The 17,990-nt window shown below is 67.4% G+C and carries 21 protein-coding genes; 9 read left to right on the top strand and 12 right to left on the bottom strand.

What is annotated here, in order from left to right; genetic code table 11:
• Positions 1–15: 15 nt before the first annotated feature.
• The 5 genes from NB3_RS13685 to NB3_RS13670 form a co-directional block, all read right to left on the bottom strand.
• Entirely contained in the window at positions 16–357 is a 342-nt protein-coding gene (locus NB3_RS13685; RefSeq protein WP_067802025.1) for an ArsR/SmtB family transcription factor, read from the bottom strand.
• Between the two features lie 106 nt (positions 358–463).
• The gene (locus tag NB3_RS13680) at positions 464–1,441 is read right to left on the bottom strand and encodes an NAD-dependent epimerase/dehydratase family protein (protein ID WP_067802023.1); all 978 of its coding nucleotides are present in this window, start codon (positions 1,439–1,441) and stop codon (positions 464–466) included.
• 39 nt (positions 1,442–1,480) lie between these two features.
• Positions 1,481–1,627, bottom strand: coding sequence for a hypothetical protein (locus NB3_RS35030; RefSeq protein WP_157111784.1), 147 nt, complete (start codon positions 1,625–1,627; stop codon positions 1,481–1,483).
• Between the two features lie 220 nt (positions 1,628–1,847).
• The gene (locus NB3_RS13675; protein ID WP_067802016.1) at positions 1,848–2,522 is read right to left on the bottom strand and encodes a hypothetical protein; all 675 of its coding nucleotides are present in this window, start codon (positions 2,520–2,522) and stop codon (positions 1,848–1,850) included.
• 98 nt (positions 2,523–2,620) lie between these two features.
• Entirely contained in the window at positions 2,621–3,043 is a 423-nt protein-coding gene (locus NB3_RS13670; RefSeq protein ID WP_067802012.1) for a VOC family protein, read from the bottom strand.
• 92 nt (positions 3,044–3,135) lie between these two features.
• On the opposite strand from NB3_RS13670, the gene NB3_RS13665 reads away from it, so the two are divergent.
• Both NB3_RS13665 and NB3_RS35025 read left to right on the top strand, forming a co-directional pair.
• A complete protein-coding gene (locus NB3_RS13665) occupies positions 3,136–4,122 on the top strand; it encodes a helix-turn-helix transcriptional regulator (RefSeq protein WP_067802009.1) in 987 nt (328 codons plus the stop codon).
• Positions 4,123–4,170: 48 nt separating this feature from the next.
• Positions 4,171–4,347 (top strand): hypothetical protein, encoded by a 177-nt coding sequence (locus tag NB3_RS35025; RefSeq protein WP_157111783.1) that lies wholly within the window; start codon positions 4,171–4,173, stop codon positions 4,345–4,347.
• A 17-nt stretch (positions 4,348–4,364) separates the two neighbouring features.
• On the opposite strand, the gene NB3_RS35550 is transcribed toward NB3_RS35025, so the two are convergent.
• Entirely contained in the window at positions 4,365–4,574 is a 210-nt protein-coding gene (locus tag NB3_RS35550; RefSeq protein WP_169810680.1) for a hypothetical protein, read from the bottom strand.
• Between NB3_RS35550 and NB3_RS13660 the strand changes: the two genes are divergently transcribed.
• On the top strand, positions 4,473–5,387 hold the full coding sequence (locus NB3_RS13660) for a D-alanyl-D-alanine carboxypeptidase family protein (protein WP_067802272.1): 915 nt from the start codon (positions 4,473–4,475) through the stop codon (positions 5,385–5,387). The genes NB3_RS35550 and NB3_RS13660 overlap by 102 nt on opposite strands.
• Before the next feature lie 22 nt (positions 5,388–5,409).
• Here NB3_RS13660 and NB3_RS13655 read toward each other — a convergent pair whose 3' ends face one another.
• From NB3_RS13655 to NB3_RS13640, 4 genes are all read right to left on the bottom strand, one after another.
• A complete protein-coding gene (locus tag NB3_RS13655; RefSeq protein WP_067802003.1) occupies positions 5,410–7,053 on the bottom strand; it encodes a FumA C-terminus/TtdB family hydratase beta subunit in 1,644 nt (547 codons plus the stop codon).
• A 96-nt stretch (positions 7,054–7,149) separates the two neighbouring features.
• Positions 7,150–8,541, bottom strand: a complete 1,392-nt coding sequence (locus NB3_RS13650; protein ID WP_067802000.1) for an amidase — start codon at positions 8,539–8,541, stop codon at positions 7,150–7,152.
• Complete coding sequence (locus NB3_RS13645; RefSeq protein WP_067801995.1) at positions 8,538–9,740, bottom strand: hypothetical protein; 1,203 nt, start codon at positions 9,738–9,740, stop codon at positions 8,538–8,540. Before NB3_RS13645 ends, NB3_RS13650 begins: the two co-directional genes overlap by 4 nt.
• Positions 9,741–9,750: 10 nt before the next feature.
• On the bottom strand, positions 9,751–10,668 hold the full coding sequence (locus tag NB3_RS13640; protein ID WP_067801992.1) for a nitrilase family protein: 918 nt from the start codon (positions 10,666–10,668) through the stop codon (positions 9,751–9,753).
• Between the two features lie 310 nt (positions 10,669–10,978).
• On the opposite strand from NB3_RS13640, the gene NB3_RS13635 reads away from it, so the two are divergent.
• Positions 10,979–11,923 carry a LacI family DNA-binding transcriptional regulator gene (locus NB3_RS13635; RefSeq protein ID WP_244891892.1) on the top strand — a complete coding sequence of 315 codons (945 nt, stop codon included), beginning with the start codon at positions 10,979–10,981 and terminating at the stop codon, positions 11,921–11,923.
• 112 nt (positions 11,924–12,035) lie between these two features.
• Here NB3_RS13635 and NB3_RS13630 read toward each other — a convergent pair whose 3' ends face one another.
• The gene (locus NB3_RS13630; protein ID WP_067801980.1) at positions 12,036–12,494 is read right to left on the bottom strand and encodes a winged helix-turn-helix transcriptional regulator; all 459 of its coding nucleotides are present in this window, start codon (positions 12,492–12,494) and stop codon (positions 12,036–12,038) included.
• A gap of 279 nt (positions 12,495–12,773) precedes the next feature.
• Between NB3_RS13630 and NB3_RS13625 the strand changes: the two genes are divergently transcribed.
• Together NB3_RS13625 and NB3_RS35020 are read left to right on the top strand one after the other, a co-directional pair.
• A complete protein-coding gene (locus tag NB3_RS13625) occupies positions 12,774–13,193 on the top strand; it encodes a tautomerase family protein (protein WP_067801979.1) in 420 nt (139 codons plus the stop codon).
• A gap of 134 nt (positions 13,194–13,327) precedes the next feature.
• Positions 13,328–13,507 carry a hypothetical protein gene (locus tag NB3_RS35020; RefSeq protein WP_157111782.1) on the top strand — a complete coding sequence of 60 codons (180 nt, stop codon included), beginning with the start codon at positions 13,328–13,330 and terminating at the stop codon, positions 13,505–13,507.
• 423 nt (positions 13,508–13,930) lie between these two features.
• Here the strand turns inward: NB3_RS35020 and NB3_RS13620 are convergent, their stop codons facing one another.
• The gene (locus NB3_RS13620; protein ID WP_067801977.1) at positions 13,931–14,266 is read right to left on the bottom strand and encodes a YnfA family protein; all 336 of its coding nucleotides are present in this window, start codon (positions 14,264–14,266) and stop codon (positions 13,931–13,933) included.
• Between the two features lie 309 nt (positions 14,267–14,575).
• Here NB3_RS13620 and def point away from each other — a divergent pair, with 309 nt between their 5' ends.
• The 3 genes from def to NB3_RS13605 are packed head-to-tail and all read left to right on the top strand — an operon-like array spanning position 14,576 to position 17,705.
• Positions 14,576–15,142, top strand: a complete 567-nt coding sequence (def, locus tag NB3_RS13615) for a peptide deformylase (protein ID WP_067801975.1) — start codon at positions 14,576–14,578, stop codon at positions 15,140–15,142.
• Positions 15,142–16,065, top strand: coding sequence for a methionyl-tRNA formyltransferase (fmt, locus tag NB3_RS13610; protein WP_067801974.1), 924 nt, complete (start codon positions 15,142–15,144; stop codon positions 16,063–16,065). Before def ends, fmt begins: the two co-directional genes overlap by 1 nt.
• A complete protein-coding gene (locus NB3_RS13605; protein ID WP_084486209.1) occupies positions 16,062–17,705 on the top strand; it encodes an RsmB/NOP family class I SAM-dependent RNA methyltransferase in 1,644 nt (547 codons plus the stop codon). Before fmt ends, NB3_RS13605 begins: the two co-directional genes overlap by 4 nt.
• Positions 17,706–17,990: the final 285 nt, after the last annotated feature.

Below are 17,990 nucleotides of genomic sequence, written 5' to 3'. Positions count from 1 at the left end.
GCGCGGAGGTATGCGCTACACCCGCTCGCCCGCCTCGGCGTCCTCGTCGGCACGCGCGCCGGCGAGGACGGTGTCCAGCAGTCCGGGATAGCGGGCGTCCAGATCGAAACGGCGGAGTTCGAGGAGGAACTCCCGGCCCGAGGGAGTCTGCCGGATGACGCCGCTCTCCCGCAGCACCCGCCAATGATGGGTCATCGTCGATTTCGCGGTGATGCCGAGGACATTCAGCACACCGGTGCAGTTGTACTCGCCGCCGGAATCCAGCACGCGCACCACCGCGAGACGAGTCGGATTTCCCAGCGCCGACAACACGCTGTCGATCCGAAGCTGATCACGGCTGGGATGCAGGAGCGCCATTGTTCGATTGTATGTTGACGATCGTGCCGCAGCACGCCTGCTCGCACGCCATCGGTAGGGAAGCCCAGCCGTGTGACCTTCGCGCCGAACGGATGGTAGGCGGGGCTCAGCGGGTGGCGGCGAGGGCCGCGAGGGTTTCGGCGGAGGTGTGCGCCGGTTTCCAGCCGAGAAGCTGTTTCGCACGGGTGGTGTCCATGACGACGGGAGTGCGGACGATGTGCAGCCACTCGAGGGTCGCGGGCACGAAAGGGAGATAGGTGAGGGCCGCCGAGGTAGCCGTCGCGGCGAAGGCGGGGACGCGCACCGGCCTGCCGCCGAGCGCGGTCGCCACCTCGGACAGGGTGAGCGTGCCGTCACCGGCGATGTTGTACGCGCCGGGCGGCGCGTCCGCGGTGGCGGCCAGCGCGATGGCCGCGGCCACGTCGTCGTGGTGGACGAGTTGCAGGGGGTGGCCCGGATCCGGAATCAGCGGCTTGAACAGCGGATTGGATCGGGCCAGCGCGCGCAGCGGGCCGGGGACCTTCTCCCACGGCAGGTCGTGCAAGGCGGGGGCCTTCGGGCCTGCCACTATGCAGGGCCGCAGCACGAACACTTCGAGGTCGGCGCCCGCGGTGATCTCGGTGAGCGCGGCCTCACAGGCTGCTTTCTGCTGGGAGTAGTAGTGCTCGGTCGAGCCCTCGGCCGGCACGTCCTCGGTGAGGGGCGAGGGATTTTCCGGATGGTAGCCGTAGGCGGCGACCGAGGAGGTATAGACCAGCCTGCGGGGTCGCTCGGCGGCTACCGTGGCCGCGAAGACGTTGCGGGTGCCCGTGAGATTCACCTGCGCGCTCTCCTGGCGCGAGCCCATGATCACGAAGGCCAGGTGGATCACCACGTCGGCGTCGGCGACCAGGGCGTCCACGGCGGCTCGGTCGAGGATGTCGCCGCGCCGGTACTCGGTCTTGGTCCAGCCGTGCGCGGCGGGGTCGAAGGGGCGGCGGGCCATGCCGACGATCCGGTCCACGGCCGGATCGTTTTCCAATGCGGTGACGGCGGAGATGCCGATCTCGCCGGTCGGCCCGGTGACGGCGACAGTGATACCCATGCGGCCGGAATTCCCCGGCCGCGGTGGGCGAAACGGTGTTCAGTCGGGCGGTTCGACGGCGCCCGCCGCCTCGTCGACGTCCTCGTTCTCCGGGGTTTCGCCGGTTTCGAGATCCAGGTCGTCAGGGTGGGTGGTATCGGTCGGGTCGCCCAGTTCGGGTGCGTTCTTGTTTCCGGGTTCGGTCACGTTCCCGGCCTACCCACCGTCGTCGTTTTCACGCGCGGGGTGCGACGCATGTTCCACACGTTCCGGTTCCGCCCGGATGGTGCGGGTGGGGAGGCCGTGACCGGACAACCGATCGGCACGCCGCTGATCGACAACCTCCGTCGACTCACAGGCGCGCCGCGAGGCCACTCGGCCCATGCGGATCGCGGGAATGATCGTGCACCGGTGCGGGACCGGAACGTCAATGCTCGCGGAGGATTTCGCCGACCGCTGTTCGGGTGCGGGCGTAAGTGATGGCGTCTTCCGGGTACGCCGATCCCGCGATGCACTGTCGGAAGCGGTGTACGGCCTCGTCGAGGCGCGGCCCCGCTCCTCGGTCGGCGAGCAGGACGATGATCGCTTCCTGGGTCCGGACTCCCTGATCGGATCGCTCGGACAGTTCGTCCAGGTAGTGATCGGTTTCCAGCAGTCGTAGCGCTCTGCGGGCGTAGGCGTGGACGCGGCGGGGAAGCTGGCTGCGAATGGTGTCGATATCGGATTGCAGCGCGTGGCTGCCGGGCTGATCCGGGTCGACCCGCAGGGTCCACGGCGCGGTCAGTTCGTCGGCCAGGGACCGGTTGTCGATCAGGTCCGGGCCGGTGGCCGATTCCAGCGGCACGTGGGGCAGGCCCCGCCGGGTGTCGCGCCAGTTGCAGAACTCCCACCACGCGATGGGGGTGGCATGCAAGGTCAATCCGAAGCCGAGGACCTGTTGTCCATCGATCCACGTGCGGGTGACGCGGGTGCGGCCGACGGAGGCGACACCGCGCGCCTCGACTCGGGTCCAAGTGGGCTCGGCGCCGTGGAACCCATACGGCTGAAGCAGTTTTCCTGTTTCGCGCAGCAGGCGGCGCAGTGCCGTATCGGGGTTGACCATGCCCGGCAGATTAACGACGACATCCGACACGACAGGAAACCAGCGCGGATGCGTGCCACGGGGGCGGCAGCGCCCGCCGCCCCCGGCGACGCACCGGGTTACCCGTTGTATTCGCTGACGACGTCGAGGACCCACACGACACCGAAACGGTCACGCAGCATCCCGTAGGCGGGCGCCCAGTTCGCCGGGCCCATCGGGACCACGATGGTCGCCCCCGCGGTGAGTTCCTTCCAATAGCCGGATACCTCTTCGACGGTCGCGCCGCGCACCGAGACGAAGAACGCGTTCTCGCCCTGGTCGTAGCCCATCGCCGCGGGCACGTCGTAGGCCATGACGTGGAAACCGTTGTCCGCGCGGACTTCTCCCCACATGATCTGGTGCGCCTCGGGCGCGTCCTGGACATTCCCGGCGTCGCTGTAGGTGACGACGGCGAGGTGGCCGCCGAAAACGGAGCGATAGAACTCCAGCGCCGCGCGGGCGTCACCGCGGAAGTTCAGGTGGGTGGTGGTCGTGAGGGACATGGTTGCTCCTGATTCTGCTGATCGGCTGACGTGAGCAACCCTCGCAAGAGTAGTGGCCAGGTTGTGTCCGCTACTTCGGGCACGATGCGATCATGCCGAAGACATCCGCTCGACTGCTGGCGCTGCTGTCCCTGCTGCAAGCGCGCCGGGACTGGCCGGGAACGCTGTTGGCGCAACGACTGGAGGTCAGCCCGCGGACGGTGCGCCGTGATGTCGACCGGCTGCGTGAACTCGGCTATGCCATCGTCACCACCAAGGGCCCGGACGGGGGATACCGACTCGGCACGGGTACCCGCCTGCCGCCGCTGTTGTTCGACGACGAGCAGGCGGTCGCCCTCGCCGTCGCGCTACAGATCGCCACCACCGCAGGCGCCGGTCTGGAAGAGGCCGCGGCGCGCGCGTTGCACACGGTCCGTCAGGTCATGCCCGCGCGACTGCGCCATCGCATGGACACCCTGCGCATCACCGCCGTCGCACCGGCTTCGGACCGGTCCGAAGCCGAGGTCGGCACGGAGGTTCTCACCGTGATCGCGGCCGCCGTCGCCGCCCGCGAAGTGCTGCGTTTCGACTACGCCTCCCCACCGGATGCCGTCGAGCGCCCGCCGCGTCGAGTGCAGCCCCATCACCTCGTCACCTGGGCGGGGCGCTGGTATCTCGTGGCCTGGGACCTCGACCGGGACGACTGGCGGACGTTCCGCGCCGACCGGATCGCTCCGCGCACTCCCACCGGTCCCCGCTTCACTCCCCGTGAACTGCCCGCCGATGATGTGGCGACCTTCGTGACCAGTAGATTCCGCGGTTCGGACGGGACCGGCGACTGGCCGTGCCGCGGGGCGGTGATCCTGTACCGCCCCGCCACCGAGGTCGCTCCCTTCCTGCAGGATGGGGTGGTCGAGTCCCTCGGTCCCGACCGTTGCCGGGTCGTCCTCGGCTCGTGGTCATGGCCCGCGCTCGCAAGCGGTCTCGGCAGGTTCGACGCGGACATCGAAGTCATCGGGCCGCCCGAGCTCACGGCCGCTTTCGCGCACCTGGCCCGCCGCTACACCGACGCGGCGAACAGGACGTCCCGGAAAAGGTGACCGGGTATGCCTATTCCCCGGGTTGGTGAGGAGAATAGTCTGCTCGGTATGGGCGTGCATGTCGGTGACCGGGTGCGGCTGGTTCCCGGCAGTAGGTGGGTGTTCCGCGTGCTCGAAGTCGTCGGTGCGTTCGCCCTCGTCGCGGCCGAACCCGAACTCGACGGCCACGAACCGTTCGGTGTGCTGACCGCGACGCTGATCCCGGTCGGCGAACAGCCGGGGTGAACGCCCGCGGGAAGTGTTCAGCTCAGCACAGCCTGGAGTAGCCAATCGGATGCCTTCATCGGAATGGTGCGGTATTCGGTCGGCGAAATCCCGGTGATCTCCGTGTTGCCAGGCACAATATGGCGATGCGGAAAGTTGCTGAACTGTTGCGGATAGCTGTCATCGCGGCGCTGGTCGTGGTAGCCGGTCAGGCTGTCGCGGTTGCCCCGGCGGCGAGCGAGGTCCATATTCAGTTGCCTTGGCTGACGTCCGGGCCGGAGGCGGTGCAGGCGTCGGGAGCGGCGCTGGCAGACGGAATCACCGGCACGGTGTTGTGGTCGCGACAGCCGAATACCCCGGTCCCGATGGCCAGCATCACGAAGGTGATGACGGCGCTGGTCGTGATCGAGGCCGGCGACCTGGACCGGGCCATCACCGTGCCGCAGGAGATCATCGCCTACGACGCCGAGTACGACGGAAGCACCGCGGGCCTGGCCCCCGGCGAAGTGCTCACCGCGCGACAGCTCCTGTACGCGATGATGCTGCCGTCGGGCTGCGACGCCGCCTACACCCTTGCCGAAGCCTATGGACCCGGCCAAGACGGCTTCATCGCCAAAATGAACGACACCGCGCGTCAGATGGGTTTGACGGGAACGCATTTCACCGACCCCAGCGGGCTGCCCGCCCCCACCGACCACTCCACCTATTCCACGCCGGCGGACCTGATAACCCTCGGCCTGCGCGCGATGAGCCTTCCGGTGTTCCGGGAGATCGTCAGCGCGCAGAGCCATCACGTGCCAGCCGGCCCGGACAACCGCGCTCACCTCTGGCAGACCACGAACTCGCTGCTGCGCGACTATCCCGGCGCGATCGGCATCAAGACCGGATACACCGACGCCGCCGGAACGTGCCTGCTCTTCGAGACGGTCAGGGCAGGAATCCCGCTGATCGGTGTGGTCCTGCACAGCTCACCCCACAGCGATCGGGCCGCGAAAGACGACGCCGAACGCATGTTGAACTGGGCCTACAACCCGATCCTGAGCGCACTGCCGATCAGTTGAGTGCCGCCTGGGGCGGGGGCAACTAGGTCCGGCGTGGTGGTGCCAGCGTCAATAGTCTGGTTTTTCGGTAGAAGTCATTGCCCTGGTCGTCGATGACGATGAACGCGGGGAAGTTTTCGACCTGGATGCGCAGTACGGCTTCCATCCCGAGCTCGGGGTACTCCAGGCATTCGATGTCGGTGATGCAATCGTGCGCGAGGCGGGCGGCCGGCCCGCCGATGCTGCCGAGATAAAAGCCACCATATCGGCGGCAGGCGTCTGCGACGGCCGGGGCGCGATTCCCTTTGGCGAGCATGATCATCGAGCCGCCCGCCGCCTGGAACTGGTCCACGTAGCTGTCCATCCGCCCGGCGGTGGTCGGGCCGAATGAGCCGGAGGGAAGACCTTCGGGTTTCTTTGCCGGGCCGGCGTAGTAGACGGGGTGGTCCCGCAGGTAGGCCGGCATCGGTTCCCCGGCGTCGAGCCTGGCTTTGATCCTGGCGTGGGCCAGATCGCGCGCGACGACCATGGATCCGGTGAGTGCGAGGCGTGTGCCGACCGGGTGACCCGACAACTGGGCGCGGATGGCATCCATGGGCTGGTCGAGATCAATGTGGATCGTGTCGCTGGACAACTCGTCGGGGAGCGTGTCGGGAAGCAGACGTCCGGGGTCTCGTTCGAGTTGTTCGAGATAGACCCCGTCACGGGTGATACGCGCGCGTGCTTGACGATCGGCCGCACAGGACACGGCGAGCGCGATGGGTAGCGACCCGCCGTGCCGGGGTAGCCGGATGACCCGTACATCGTGGCAGAAGTACTTGCCCCCGAATTGGGCTCCGATGCCGAGCAGGTGCATGCGGGTGAGCAGTTCGGTCTCGAGTTCGATGTCACGATAGCCGGCGCCGGACGGTGTCGTGACGGTGTCGTCGAGATAGTGCGCGGACGCGAGTTTGGCTGTTTTGACCGCGTATTCGGCCGTGGTGCCGCCGATGACCACAGCCAGATGGTAAGGCGGGCAGGCCGAGGTGCCGATTGCGGCGGCTTGCTCGACGATGAACTCGAGCAGCCGGTCGCGGCTCGACAGCAGGGCTGCCGTCTGTTGGAACAGCAAACTCTTGTTGGCGCTGCCACAGCCTTTGGCCATGAACAGGAATTCGTAGCTGTCCTCGCCCTCTGCGGCGATCTCGATCTGAGCCGGAAGATTCGTGCCTGTGTTGTATTCGTCGACAATGCCGGTTGGGGCCATCTGCGAGTAGCGGAGATCGAGCGTCGTGTAAGCATCGTAGATACCACGCGACAGGTGCTCGGCGTCATGACCGTCGGTGATCGCGAATCTGCCGCGATCAGCGTGGACGATCGCGGTCCCGGTGTCCTGGCACATCGGTAGGACGCCTGCGGCGGAGATATGAGCGTTGCGCAGCAATTCCGTCGCGACGAAACGGTCATTGGCCGATGCCTGTGGATCATCGAGAATGGCCGCGACCTGTTCGACGTGAGTAGTGCGGAGCAGATGCGAGATATCTTTGAAGGCTTCGAAGGCCAAGGTGGTCAACGCATGCGGCGGGATCCGTAGCGCATCATGACTGTCGACAACTAGTGGTTCGATGCCTTCGATCTGGAGGCGACGATAGCTTGTGGTGTCCGCGCGTTGTTGTGGCAGCATCGGGGTGTAGCGGAAATCAGGCATGGCACCGCGGTTTCGGTAGGGATGAGTTCGGTAGCGATGTGATGGATGTGAACTACGGCGCACCGCCCCTCATCGACCGGTGCGCCGCAGTTCGATTCAGTTGTCGCAGGTCACGTGCGTGAGATGGGACTTGCCCACGATGGCTGCCTCGATCTGCCCGGCCAGTTGCCACAGCACGGACTCCCGGCCGGGCGCGCAGACGATCTGCAAGCCGGTCGGTAGACCCTCGACTGTGCCGACCGGGATGGTCAATGCGGGCGAGCCGGTCAAGTTCCACGGGCTGGTCAGTGCGAGCAGGGCCGCTCGGACTTCGTAGGTAGCGCCACCGATATCGGGATGGGATTCACCCAGGCGGGTGGCGATAGTCCCAGCGGTGGGCAGCACGAGCGCATCGAAACGCTCGAGCAGCGCGCCGATCTCATGGCTGAACCGTGTTCGCTCGATGCCGGCGTGGATGTAGCGCCACGCGGGAATCTCCGCTCCGCGGTCGATTCGCGCGAGCACACTCGGATCAACTGTGCGGGTGTAAGTTTCACGGGCTTCGGCGTGCACCGCGTAGACCTCGCTGGCCTGCAGCGTGGTGAACAACTCGAACAGGTCGCCCGGGCCGTGGCCCAGATCGATCGATGTGGCCGAGATCCCCGCGGCCCGCACGGCAGCTATGGCACAGTCGGCGACGCGTGGGTCCACGGGTCCCAGGGCTTCCGGTTCGATCCAGGCCAGCTGCCGCAGCGGCGCCTGGACGGCAACGACATCGGCGCGCGCAAGGATTCGGTATGCCGTGGCAGTATCCTCGACCGATCGCGCGAACAATCCGACGTGATCGAGCGTCGGTGCGAGCGGAAACACGCCACGAGTGGAGATGGCGTCGAAGGCCGGTTTGAAACCGACGACCCCGCACAGCGCAGCCGGTACCCGGACTGATCCGGCAGTGTCGGTGCCGATGGCCAGCGGAACCATTCCCGCCGCTACCGCCACGGCGCTGCCGCCGCTCGAGCCCCCGCTGATCCGCCCCGGATCGTGCGGGTTGCGGGACGGACCTTGGGCGGAGCGATCGCCTGTCGCACCGTAGGCGAATTCGTGTAGCACGGTCTTTCCGATGATGACCGCACCTGCGGCCCGCACCACCGCGGTGCAGTCAGCGTCCGCCGTTGCGGGTTGCGCTGGACGGGCGTTCGAGCCGCAACCGGTGACTTGGCCGACGATGTCGACGATGTCTTTGATGGCGACAGGGATGCCGTGCAGCGGGCCTCTATCGAGGCCGCTGCCGAGCTCGGCGTCGGCCGCGCGAGCAGCGGCGCGTGCCGTGTCGGCGCTGACGGACACGAACGCGTTCACGATCGGATCGAGGCGGGCGATCGATTCCAAGGCGTGCTCGACCAAGGCGGCCGAGGACGTGCGGCCCGATCGCAGATCTCGTCCCAGTGTGGTCAGTGATCGGCCGCTGAAATAGCCGTCGAGCAGCGAATCGGTGATGAAGCCTGTCATGCGGAGAACCCGGGCAGCAGCCCCAATGCCGGAACGATGAGCGCGGTGCTGAATGCCATCGAGGCGACATTGCCTATGAAGGGATGAAAATCGGTAGGAAGCCGGTGAGATACAGCGGCAGCCAATGGCGGGGCGATCAGGGCTCCCAGCAGCGCTCCAGCGATGATGGAGGCGACCGTGCCGCCGTAGGTCAGGACCGTGGCAGGGGCCACTGACACGATGGGGACGAAGGTTGGGAAGAAGGGCCGCGCTGACCACTGTCGATGCCACAATGCCACTCCGATGGCAGCTGTGAGCACCTGTCCGACGAGGATGTGCGGTAGTAGCCCCGAACCGTAGGACGGCAGCGCGGGGTTGAGGAGATAGGCCGCCACCGCGCCCGCGATGAGTCCCAGGCTTGCCCACTCGCTGCCGAAGAACTGTGCCTCGGAGAAATCGGCCAGTACGCGCCGCATCGACCACCCGATGCTGTGCTCTGCTTGCGAAGGAACCGGTTTCGGTGGTTCCTGTTGACGCAGGTGCAGTGGCAGCGGTAGCCACGGCAGCACTCGGCAGATACCGAAGGCGATCAGCGCCCCGATGGCCATACCGCCGGTGACGCCGACCACCGGAGGCAGGGCCAGCCAGGGACAGAGATAGTTCGTGCCGAGCAGTGCGAACGGTGGGGTCGTGAGCGCCCCCAGTCCGGCCCCGGTCAAGACGGTACGCAGGCTGGGGCCGTACATGAGCACGATCGTCGGGGACACCGACACGAACGGGACGAACAATGGCTGCCATGTGTGGCTGGCGGCCAGCGTCCAACCCCACAGCAAGTTGCTCAGCACCACTCCGAGCAGAGCGGCTGAGACCACCCATGGCCAGGCGGTGGTGCCGCACGCTTGGGTGAAGCCCTGCCCGCGGGCGCTACGCACCATCAACCAGTGTGCGAACGCACCCCCGGCCATCAGCCCGATGCCCGAGAGCGCACAAGAATAGAAGGTCGGTTCGCTGCCCGCGGAGATGATCCACGCCACCACCGCGTGAGCTGGACGAAAGGAGCCGTTCCAGGCGGTGTAACCGCCGATCAGGACGGGCAGGTGGTCGCGGGCGGTGAGCAAGAGCACCGCGACCGCCGAACCTACGACGGCAAGTTCGCCGACGAAGGCGGACAGGGCAAGTGGTCCACGTCGCGTCCACCACGTTGTGATCGCCATAGCCATGACCCACTCCCTACCGGGGCAGCGCCGGGCCACCGCGATAGCCGAGCAGTTGGTCGTACAGGTCGGTCCGGCGATCACGATGCAGATCGTTGAGCTGATTCCAGATCGGCGCGGTCCGCGCTTGGACGACGTCGATATCGGCATAGAGGATGGTGTCCTCATCGGGGCCGGCGATGCGTCCGATGGGCCAACCGTTGGTGCCTGCGATAAGCGAGTTGCCCATGAAACCAGATGTGCGCTCGGTGCCGATCCGGTCGGCGGTGGCGATGAACACGTTGTTGACATGAGCAGCGGTCATGGTCAGATATGCGGCCATGCAGGTGCCACTGGCGTCGTACAGCGGGGGCGGGGTCCACACCCAGCCGGTCGGGATGCAGATGATGTCTGCACCCTGTTGCGCGACGATGCGCGCGGTCTCGGGAAACCAGATGTCCCAGCACACCAGCAGACCGATGCGGCCGACCTTGGTGTCGAACACCGGATAGCCCAGGTCGCCGGGGGTGAAGAACAGCTTTTCCTCATTCCACAGATGAGTCTTGCGATACTTGCCGATGAATCCCTCCGGCCCGACGAGCACCGCCGTGTCGTAGAGACGCGCGCCGTCCAACTCCGGGAGGCACCCGACCAGGTACACCTCGTGCTCGGCCGCGAACGAGACCCACCCTGCCACTGTGGCTCCGTCCGGCACGACCTCGGCGTGTGCGTAGGCCTCTTCCCGGGTGGCGAAGGTGTAACCGGTCGTCGCCAACTCCGGTAGCACGACCAGGTTCGCCCCCTCCTCGACCGCGCGCAGCAGTCGTTCCTGGACGGCGGCGGCGTTGGCTTTCAGGTTTTCCACGCCGACCTGCGGATCGAATTGCACCACGGCGACGCGGAGCGGACTGTGCCGCTGGTCGGTGGTGTTCTCGGACGCCGCTGTCTCACTCATCGCACAATCCTTCGTTCACGGCAAGGCTCAGCACGCGTGATTACGCGTCAGAAGGCTGGAAAAGCCCTGCTCAGAGGTACCCGAACGTTCGGGCCGAACGTTCGGGTATAAGCTTGCTGTGGAGCCGCGGGTATGTCAAGAGGAAACCGTGAACTTGAACTCTTAACATCTGAGAGGCAACAGCGGAACGCGCTCGGGAAGAGGCGTCCGAGACGCGAAGGTGAGGAGAACAGTGGCGCACCAACGCCGACCAGCGACACTGCGGGCCATAGCCGACGACCTGGGATTACACGTATCCACGGTCGCTCGAGTGCTGAATGACAAGCGGGAGGGAACTCGCGCGGCATCCGGCGCGACCGCCGAACGGATCCGGCGTCGAGCTGCTGAAGTCGGCTACCGTCCCAATCCGCATGCCGCGAGCCTTCGTACGCAACGCAGCGGTCTTGTCGGCGTTCTCGTGCCCAATCTCACCGATATCGTGCTGGCGACGATCTACGCAGGCATCGAAGCCGGGGCGGGCCGACATGGATTGACTGCGTTCGTGGCCAACACCTCCGACGTCCAGCAGATTCAACGCGCGCGCATCGAGACGATGCTCGATCGCCGGGTAGACGGGCTGATTCTGGGCGATGTGCGCTCCGACGACCCGGCTGTGCTGGAGGACCTGGTGCGTAAAGAGATCCCCTTCGTCCTGGTCAATCGCGGAGTGGGGGATCATCCGGCATCCACGTGCGACAACTACCGAGGCGGACGCATCGCCGCTGAGCACCTGCTGGATTTGGGCCACACGTGCGTCGGCATCATCGGCGGCCTCGCCCACGCCAGTACCGGCATCGACCGGCCGGCCGGCTTCATCGACCGCTATCGGGAAGCGGGAATCGAGATCCCCCCCGCCTATCTCGTCTACTCCGGTCTCGACAGCGCCGGTGGTCACTGTGCCGCCGATCGGCTGCTCGACCTCGATCCCCGGCCCACCGCGCTGTTCGCCGTCAACGACTTCGCCGCCATCGGCGCCGCCGGCGCCATCCAGCAACGCGGCCTGCGGGTGGGTCACGATATCGGCGTTATCGGCTTCAACAACATCGACCTCGCATCCGAGCTACATGTCCCGCTCAGTTCCATCGACTCCGCTCCAGCCGAGATGGGACACGCCGCGTTGGAGATGCTTGTGAGCATGCTCGCGGGCGAGCGCGTCTCCAGTCGATACACCGAGCCTCGGCTTGTCGTCAGGGATTCGACGAAGCCGGGATACTGAGCGAGGGATGGCCGTCTTCGCTCAGGGGCTGTTGTCGCTCCGATGATTCCGGGACCGGCTTCGCGCGTCTGTTGTCGGATCCTTCGCCGGGCCGCGGCATGTGTCGTCGAGTTCAAGCCGGACCGGCCGGCACCTTGCGCACGAACGCGTCGGCGGCACTGATCGGATCGCCCGCGGCGTTCGTGATCTGGAGCGTGACGGGAAGCTTGTTCTCGGTGTCCAGAAGCACCGAGCGTGGCTCATCCTCGTCGAAGAGGTACGCTTCGCCCCACTTGCGAAGTGCCACGATGACACTGAACAGTTCACTGCCCTTGGTTGTCAGTACGTACTCGTGGTAGGCGGACCCGTCGGCCGCGGGGACTACCTCCAAGATGCCTTGAGCAACGAGTTCACGCAGGCGGGTTGCCAGGATGTTTTTGGCCAGACCCAGGTTGCGCTGCAGTTCACCGAACCGGCGGATCCCGTCGAACGCGTCCCGGATGATGAGCAACGACCAGCGATCCCCGACTATGTCGACCGTCCTGGCGACCGGGCACTCCGCCCGTCGATGACTCACACCCCGTGCTCGCATCGCTACCCCTGTCCGGACGACTGCCCGAAATAACTCACCGAAGTGGTTGCAAGTTTAAACCCATTGCCCTAATGTTGCCACCGCTGGTTTTAAAAAGAAACCAGACCCTCATGGAGTGACCGAGGAGGGGCCGTGACAGACGGGTCCGGGTGTGGAGAACCCGAACGCTACGCAGTGGCGGTGAAGACCTCCTGTTCGCCGCTGTACCGGCGCTAGAGGCAGGCCGTGCGGCGCCGGCTCTTCGGCATATCTATTTCGCCACCAGCAGAAGGAAACCCGATGCCATCCATACAGATCGACCTGCCGCTGACGACCTCGGCCGCGGCCAAGCAGAAGCTGGCGCACCGTGTCGGTGAAATCTATGGGGAAATAATGCAGGTCGGCATGGACCTTCTCACCGTGTCGATACACGATCTCGGAGCGGGCGGCGTGTGGCGGTGCCACGAGGGCGGAGTCCCGACGCCATCGGCTCTGATCATGTGCGATGTCCGGAGTGGGCGGCCTGTGCAGACCCGGGCTCGGCTCGCGCAGTCGTTGATCGACGCTTGCGCGGACATGTTCGGACTGGAGGCACTGTGGATCAAGGTCGAATTCACTCAACACTCGGGTGACGAGATGTACCACCCTCACCTGTCCGGCTTCAACACCGACTGGACAGGAGATGAAAGGGTCACCAACAGCTCTGCTGCCAGCTTGTGATGTACTGGCTCGCTGGTGTGGCACTCAGGATGTCGGATACGGCCGCCATCGATGACCGCCGTATCGCGATAACACAGGAAGCCATCAGCTGCGGGCCTATTGGATCCCGGTCTCCGCACCCGAATGAGCCAGATGTGCAATTGTCACTGTCATTACGCGGCATACGCTTCGACTTCGCCGCCTGTCTGACCGCCGCGCTGGTATTCGTTCAAGACAACCAAGCCCACCGCTGTGTGGACCAGGTAACCGTGGCGCTGGCAGACACCACTGCGCTGCGCCGACTGCCGAACGAGCAGCTCTATCTCGAACCTTGATCAGTATCAGATAGAGCGCCGAGAAGTCGAAGGCTAGTCCTGAATCCGGTCTTCCCGCAGGGGCGCGTCGGCCAGCTCGACATCCCGATTGCTCGATGCGGGTGAGCGCCCGATCTTCTACCACCTTCCGGTCCGGAGCGATCGCGGTGAAGTCCCGGTCGAGCAAGTCGGGCGCCCTCGGTTGCGGGAACCGGCGGACGGGTATACCCGAGCCGTCTCGGATTCGAGGCCGATCCCTTTGTAGAGCCGGGTGCCGGTGCTGAGAATCCAACCACTGGGCCGTCCTACTCGAAGCCTGCGTGCAGCTTCGTAGTGCCGATGATGTGATCCGCACCAGCGACTGGGCAGACACCGGCGATGCGCCGGGTGTGCTGTCCAGTCGGTCCAGCCCACATTCCGCTTGCTTCGGGCCGTCGGCTCAGCTCATGCGCTGCGAGGGGCGTACATGATGACCGCCACGCCGAGCAGGCAGATCGCCGCACCGGTCACATCCCAGCGGTCGGGCCGGAATCCGTCCAGGGCCATGCCCCAGGCCAGCGAGCCCGCGACGAAAACCCCGCCATATGCGGCGAGGATGCGCCCGAAGTGGGCGTCGGGTTGAAAGGTGGCGACGAACCCGTACAGGCCCAGTGCGATGACGCCGGCGCCGATCCAGGCCCACCCGCGGTGCTCGCGCACCCCTTGCCACACCAGCCACGCGCCCCCGATCTCCGCGACGGCGGCGAGGACGAACAACAGGATCGAACGCAACACGGTCATGACCGCCGAGCCTACGAACCCGGGTCCACGACGTGGCGGTGGCGCATCCGCAACCCGCGCATGCGAAGTGTGAGCCGGTCCCGTCGATGCCTCCTCTGTCGTGACATGCGGCGATGCGTGTGGTGAGCCCGCAGGTCAGGTGTCATCGACAAGTCGCTGACCAGGGCTTTTCCGGGCGGCCGGGCGGAGGGATCGACACCCCGCCCGGACCGCATAGGAGTTGTACCAGCTTCCGGCTGGTGAATCGGGGATTTCCGGTCGTCTCACTAGAATGGGGCGACCGTATTCGTCCGCTTCCGGGAGCCAGTCGTGACCATCCAGCCCGTTCGCCTGTTCGGCGACCCCATCCTGCGTGCCCGCGCCGCGGAGGTCACCGCGTTCGACCGCGACCTGCGGCAGCTGGTGACCGACCTGACCGACACGATGCACGACGACGGCGGTGTGGGGATGGCCGCGCCGCAGATCGGGGTCGGGCTGCGCGTGTTCGTCTACGACACGGGCGACGCCGCCGGGCATCTGGTCAACCCGCAGTGGGAGGTCGTCGGCGACGAGGAGCAGGTCGGGCCGGAGGGCTGCCTGTCGATTCCCGGCGTGCGCTACGACACGCGGCGTGCGCTGCGGGTGCGGGCCTCCGGTGTGGACCTCGACGGCGCACCGGTCGCCTTCGAGGCCGAAGGGTTGCTGGCGCGGTGCGTTCAGCACGAGACCGATCATCTCGACGGGGTGCTGTTCATCGACCGTCTCGACCCGGCCCAGCGCAAGGAGGCGATGCGGGTGATTCGCGAATCCGATTGGTTCGCCGCGGGAGTGACGGTGCGCCCGTCTCGCTCCATGAGCGGCGCGGGCCGGCCCAACCCGTTCGGAGCGGGCCGCTGATGCGCGTCGTTTTCGCGGGAACCCCGGAACCGGCGGTTCCGTCGCTGCTGCGGCTGCTGGAATCGGCTCGGCACGAGGTGATCGCCGTGGTGACGCGCCCGGACGCCGTCGCAGGGCGCGGCCGGAAAGTGACCAGGTCGCCGGTCGGCCGGTTGGCCGACGAGCACGGCATCCCGGTCCTCACCCCGCAGCGGCCGTCGGAGCCGGAATTCGTCACGCGGCTCGCCGAATTGGCGCCGGACTGCTGTCCCGTCGTCGCCTACGGCGCGCTGCTGCCCCAGCAGGTGCTCGACATCCCGCGCTTCGGCTGGATCAACCTGCATTTCTCGCTGCTGCCCGCGTGGCGCGGCGCGGCGCCGGTGCAGGCGGCGATCGATGCGGGCGACGAGATCACCGGCGCCTCGACCTTCCAGATCGAGGCCGGACTGGACACCGGTCCCGTCTTCGGCATGGTGACCGAGAAGATCGCCGTCACCGACACGGCGGGCAGCCTCCTGCAGCGGTTGGCCGACAGCGGCTCCCGGCTGCTGGAAGCGACCCTCGACGGAGTGGAGGACGGAACCTTGCAGGCGATTCCGCAGTCCACCGACGGCGTCTCGTACGCGCCCAAGGTCGGCGTCGAGGCCGGACACGTGCGCTGGGATCAACCCGCGTTGGCCATCAGCAGGCGCATCCGCGCGGTCACCCCCGCGCCGGGGGCGTGGACCGAGGTCGCTGGTACGCGGTTGAAGCTGGGGCCGGTCGAGTTGGTGGAGGAGGAGTTGCCTGAGCGGGTGATCGAGGTCCGTAAGTCCGGCGTGTTCGTCGGCACCGCGACCACCGCGGTGCGGCTCGACCAAGTGCAACCGCAGGGCAAGCGCGTGATGGCCGCGCTGGACTGGGCGCGCGGCGCCCGCCTGCAGCCCGGCGCGGTGGTCGAATGACACGCGGCGACGGCAACGCACGCGACCGGCGGCGCGACGAACGACAGTCCGCGCCGAAGGGTTCCGGCGAGGCGGGCCGCGCGCGAGCGCAGGGCGGCAGGCAGCAGGATCGCGACGGTGCGGGCCGGTCACAGGCGGCAGGCCGGCGTTCCGCCGGCGGGCGCGCCGAGGCGGGCGGTCGTGATCGTGACGAGCGGCGCGGCTCCACCGGACGCCGCTCCGCGGCGGGCCGATCGGACCGCTCCAGCGGCGGGCGAACCGCGCCGCGCCAAGGGGCCAAGTCCGCTGGGCGACCGCACCGTGGCGAGTCCGCCGATCCGCCGCGGGCGGTCGCCAGGGATGTGCTGCGGGCGGTCCGGGAGCGCGACGCCTACGCCAACCTCGTGCTGCCCGCGTTGCTGCGCGAACGGGGATTGTCGGGTCGAGACGCCGCGCTGGCCACCGAACTCGCCTACGGCGCGTGCCGGTCGCTGGGACTGCTGGACGCGGTGATCGCCGCAGGCGCGGGCAGGCCGATCGAGGAGATCGACGGACCGCTGCTGGACGTGCTGCGGCTGGGCGTCTACCAGTTGTTGCGCACCCGGATCGGTGCGCACGCCGCCGTGGACACCTCCGTCGCGCTGACCCGCGCCGAATTCGGCGCGGGCAAGGCCGGTTTCGTCAACGCCGTGCTGCGGCGTGCGGGGGAGAAGACGCCCGAGCAGTGGGTCGACGCGCTCGCGCCCGCCGATCCCGTCGGCCGGTTGGCGTTCGAGTACGCCCATCCGGTCTGGATCGCGCAGGCCTTCGCCGACGCGCTCGGCGCGCGAGCGACGGAACTGCGCGACGTGCTCGCCGCCGACGACGCTCGCCCGCTGGTGCACCTGGTTGCCCGCCCCGGCGACATCAGCGCCGAGGAACTCGCGCTGGTGACCGGCGGCGAGGAAGGTCGCTGGTCGCCGTACGCGGTCTACCTGGAGGGCGGCGACCCGGGCAAGCTGGAGCCGGTGCGTGCGGGCATGGCGGCGGTGCAGGACGAAGGCAGCCAGCTGGTGGCGCTTGCGCTGCTCAACGCCGCGCTCGACGGGCCGGATACCGGTCGCTGGCTCGATCTGTGCGCCGGACCGGGCGGTAAGGCCGCGCTGCTGGGGGCGATCGCCGCGATCGACGGGTTCCGGGTGGACGCCGTCGAACCCGCCGCCCACCGCGCCGAACTGGTATGCAAGGCCGTGCACGACCTGCCGGTGGACGTCCATGTCGCCGACGGCCGTGCCAGCGGACTGACCCCCGGCTACGACCGCATCCTCGTCGACGCCCCGTGCACCGGCCTCGGGGCGCTGCGCCGCAGACCCGAGGCGCGGTGGCGGCGCACTCCGGCGGACGTTCGCGAGCTCGTGGTGTTGCAGCGGGAATTGCTCACCGCCGCATGGGAACTGGTGCGCCCGGGTGGAGTGGTGTTGTATTCGACGTGCTCGCCGCACCTGCCCGAGACGGTGTCGATCGTCGCCGACGCCGTGCGTCGCCTCGGGGCCGAGGAACTCGACACCCGCGAGCTGTTGCCCGGCGTCACCGACGTCGGGGACGGGCCGGGGGCACAGCTGTGGCCGCACAGGCACGGTACCGACGCCATGTTTCTCGCCGCGCTGCGCAAGCCGCGCTGAGCGGTCGGCGCTGTTCCCTTCGTCCGAGTCGTGCGCCTGCTCCGGCGCACACTCGGACGTATGACGATGACCTGGCACGACGTGGTCGCGATGGCGATCGCCCTCGGCGGAGTGGCCGAGTCCACTGGTGGCGCAGCCGGGCGCTGAAATACGACGGGCACGCTTACATCCTGATCGACCTGGAGCGCGTCGAGCCCGAGCATCTGCGCGACCTGCTCGGCGACGCGTGGTGGCTCACCGCTGCGGCGAAGATGCGCGAGCCGCGGGAGCGCGCCGCCCGCTGAG

The organism is Nocardia beijingensis NBRC 16342 (genome assembly GCF_001612785.1).
Taxonomy (GTDB): domain Bacteria; phylum Actinomycetota; class Actinomycetes; order Mycobacteriales; family Mycobacteriaceae; genus Nocardia; species Nocardia beijingensis.
This window is presented reverse-complemented; position numbering and strand designations above follow the sequence as displayed.

Bases quoted from the DNA above. Each gene is read 5' to 3' on its own strand.
- NB3_RS13645 (WP_067801995.1), bottom strand. From the start codon at position 9,740: ATGGCTATGGCGATCACAACGTGGTGGACGCGACGTGGACCACTTGCC.
- NB3_RS13625 (WP_067801979.1), top strand. From the start codon at position 12,774: ATGCCATCCATACAGATCGACCTGCCGCTGACGACCTCGGCCGCGGCC.
- NB3_RS13660 (WP_067802272.1), top strand. From the start codon at position 4,473: ATGCGGAAAGTTGCTGAACTGTTGCGGATAGCTGTCATCGCGGCGCTG.
- NB3_RS35550 (WP_169810680.1), bottom strand. From the start codon at position 4,574: ATGGACCTCGCTCGCCGCCGGGGCAACCGCGACAGCCTGACCGGCTAC.
- fmt (WP_067801974.1), top strand. From the start codon at position 15,142: ATGCGCGTCGTTTTCGCGGGAACCCCGGAACCGGCGGTTCCGTCGCTG.
- NB3_RS13640 (WP_067801992.1), bottom strand. From the start codon at position 10,668: ATGAGTGAGACAGCGGCGTCCGAGAACACCACCGACCAGCGGCACAGT.
- NB3_RS13675 (WP_067802016.1), bottom strand. From the start codon at position 2,522: ATGGTCAACCCCGATACGGCACTGCGCCGCCTGCTGCGCGAAACAGGA.
- NB3_RS13685 (WP_067802025.1), bottom strand. From the start codon at position 357: ATGGCGCTCCTGCATCCCAGCCGTGATCAGCTTCGGATCGACAGCGTG.
- NB3_RS13630 (WP_067801980.1), bottom strand. From the start codon at position 12,494: ATGCGAGCACGGGGTGTGAGTCATCGACGGGCGGAGTGCCCGGTCGCC.
- NB3_RS13620 (WP_067801977.1), bottom strand. From the start codon at position 14,266: ATGACCGTGTTGCGTTCGATCCTGTTGTTCGTCCTCGCCGCCGTCGCG.
- NB3_RS13670 (WP_067802012.1), bottom strand. From the start codon at position 3,043: ATGTCCCTCACGACCACCACCCACCTGAACTTCCGCGGTGACGCCCGC.
- NB3_RS13680 (WP_067802023.1), bottom strand. From the start codon at position 1,441: ATGGGTATCACTGTCGCCGTCACCGGGCCGACCGGCGAGATCGGCATC.
- NB3_RS13655 (WP_067802003.1), bottom strand. From the start codon at position 7,053: ATGCCTGATTTCCGCTACACCCCGATGCTGCCACAACAACGCGCGGAC.
- NB3_RS35025 (WP_157111783.1), top strand. From the start codon at position 4,171: ATGGGCGTGCATGTCGGTGACCGGGTGCGGCTGGTTCCCGGCAGTAGG.
- NB3_RS13605 (WP_084486209.1), top strand. From the start codon at position 16,062: ATGACACGCGGCGACGGCAACGCACGCGACCGGCGGCGCGACGAACGA.
- NB3_RS13650 (WP_067802000.1), bottom strand. From the start codon at position 8,541: ATGACAGGCTTCATCACCGATTCGCTGCTCGACGGCTATTTCAGCGGC.
- NB3_RS13665 (WP_067802009.1), top strand. From the start codon at position 3,136: ATGCCGAAGACATCCGCTCGACTGCTGGCGCTGCTGTCCCTGCTGCAA.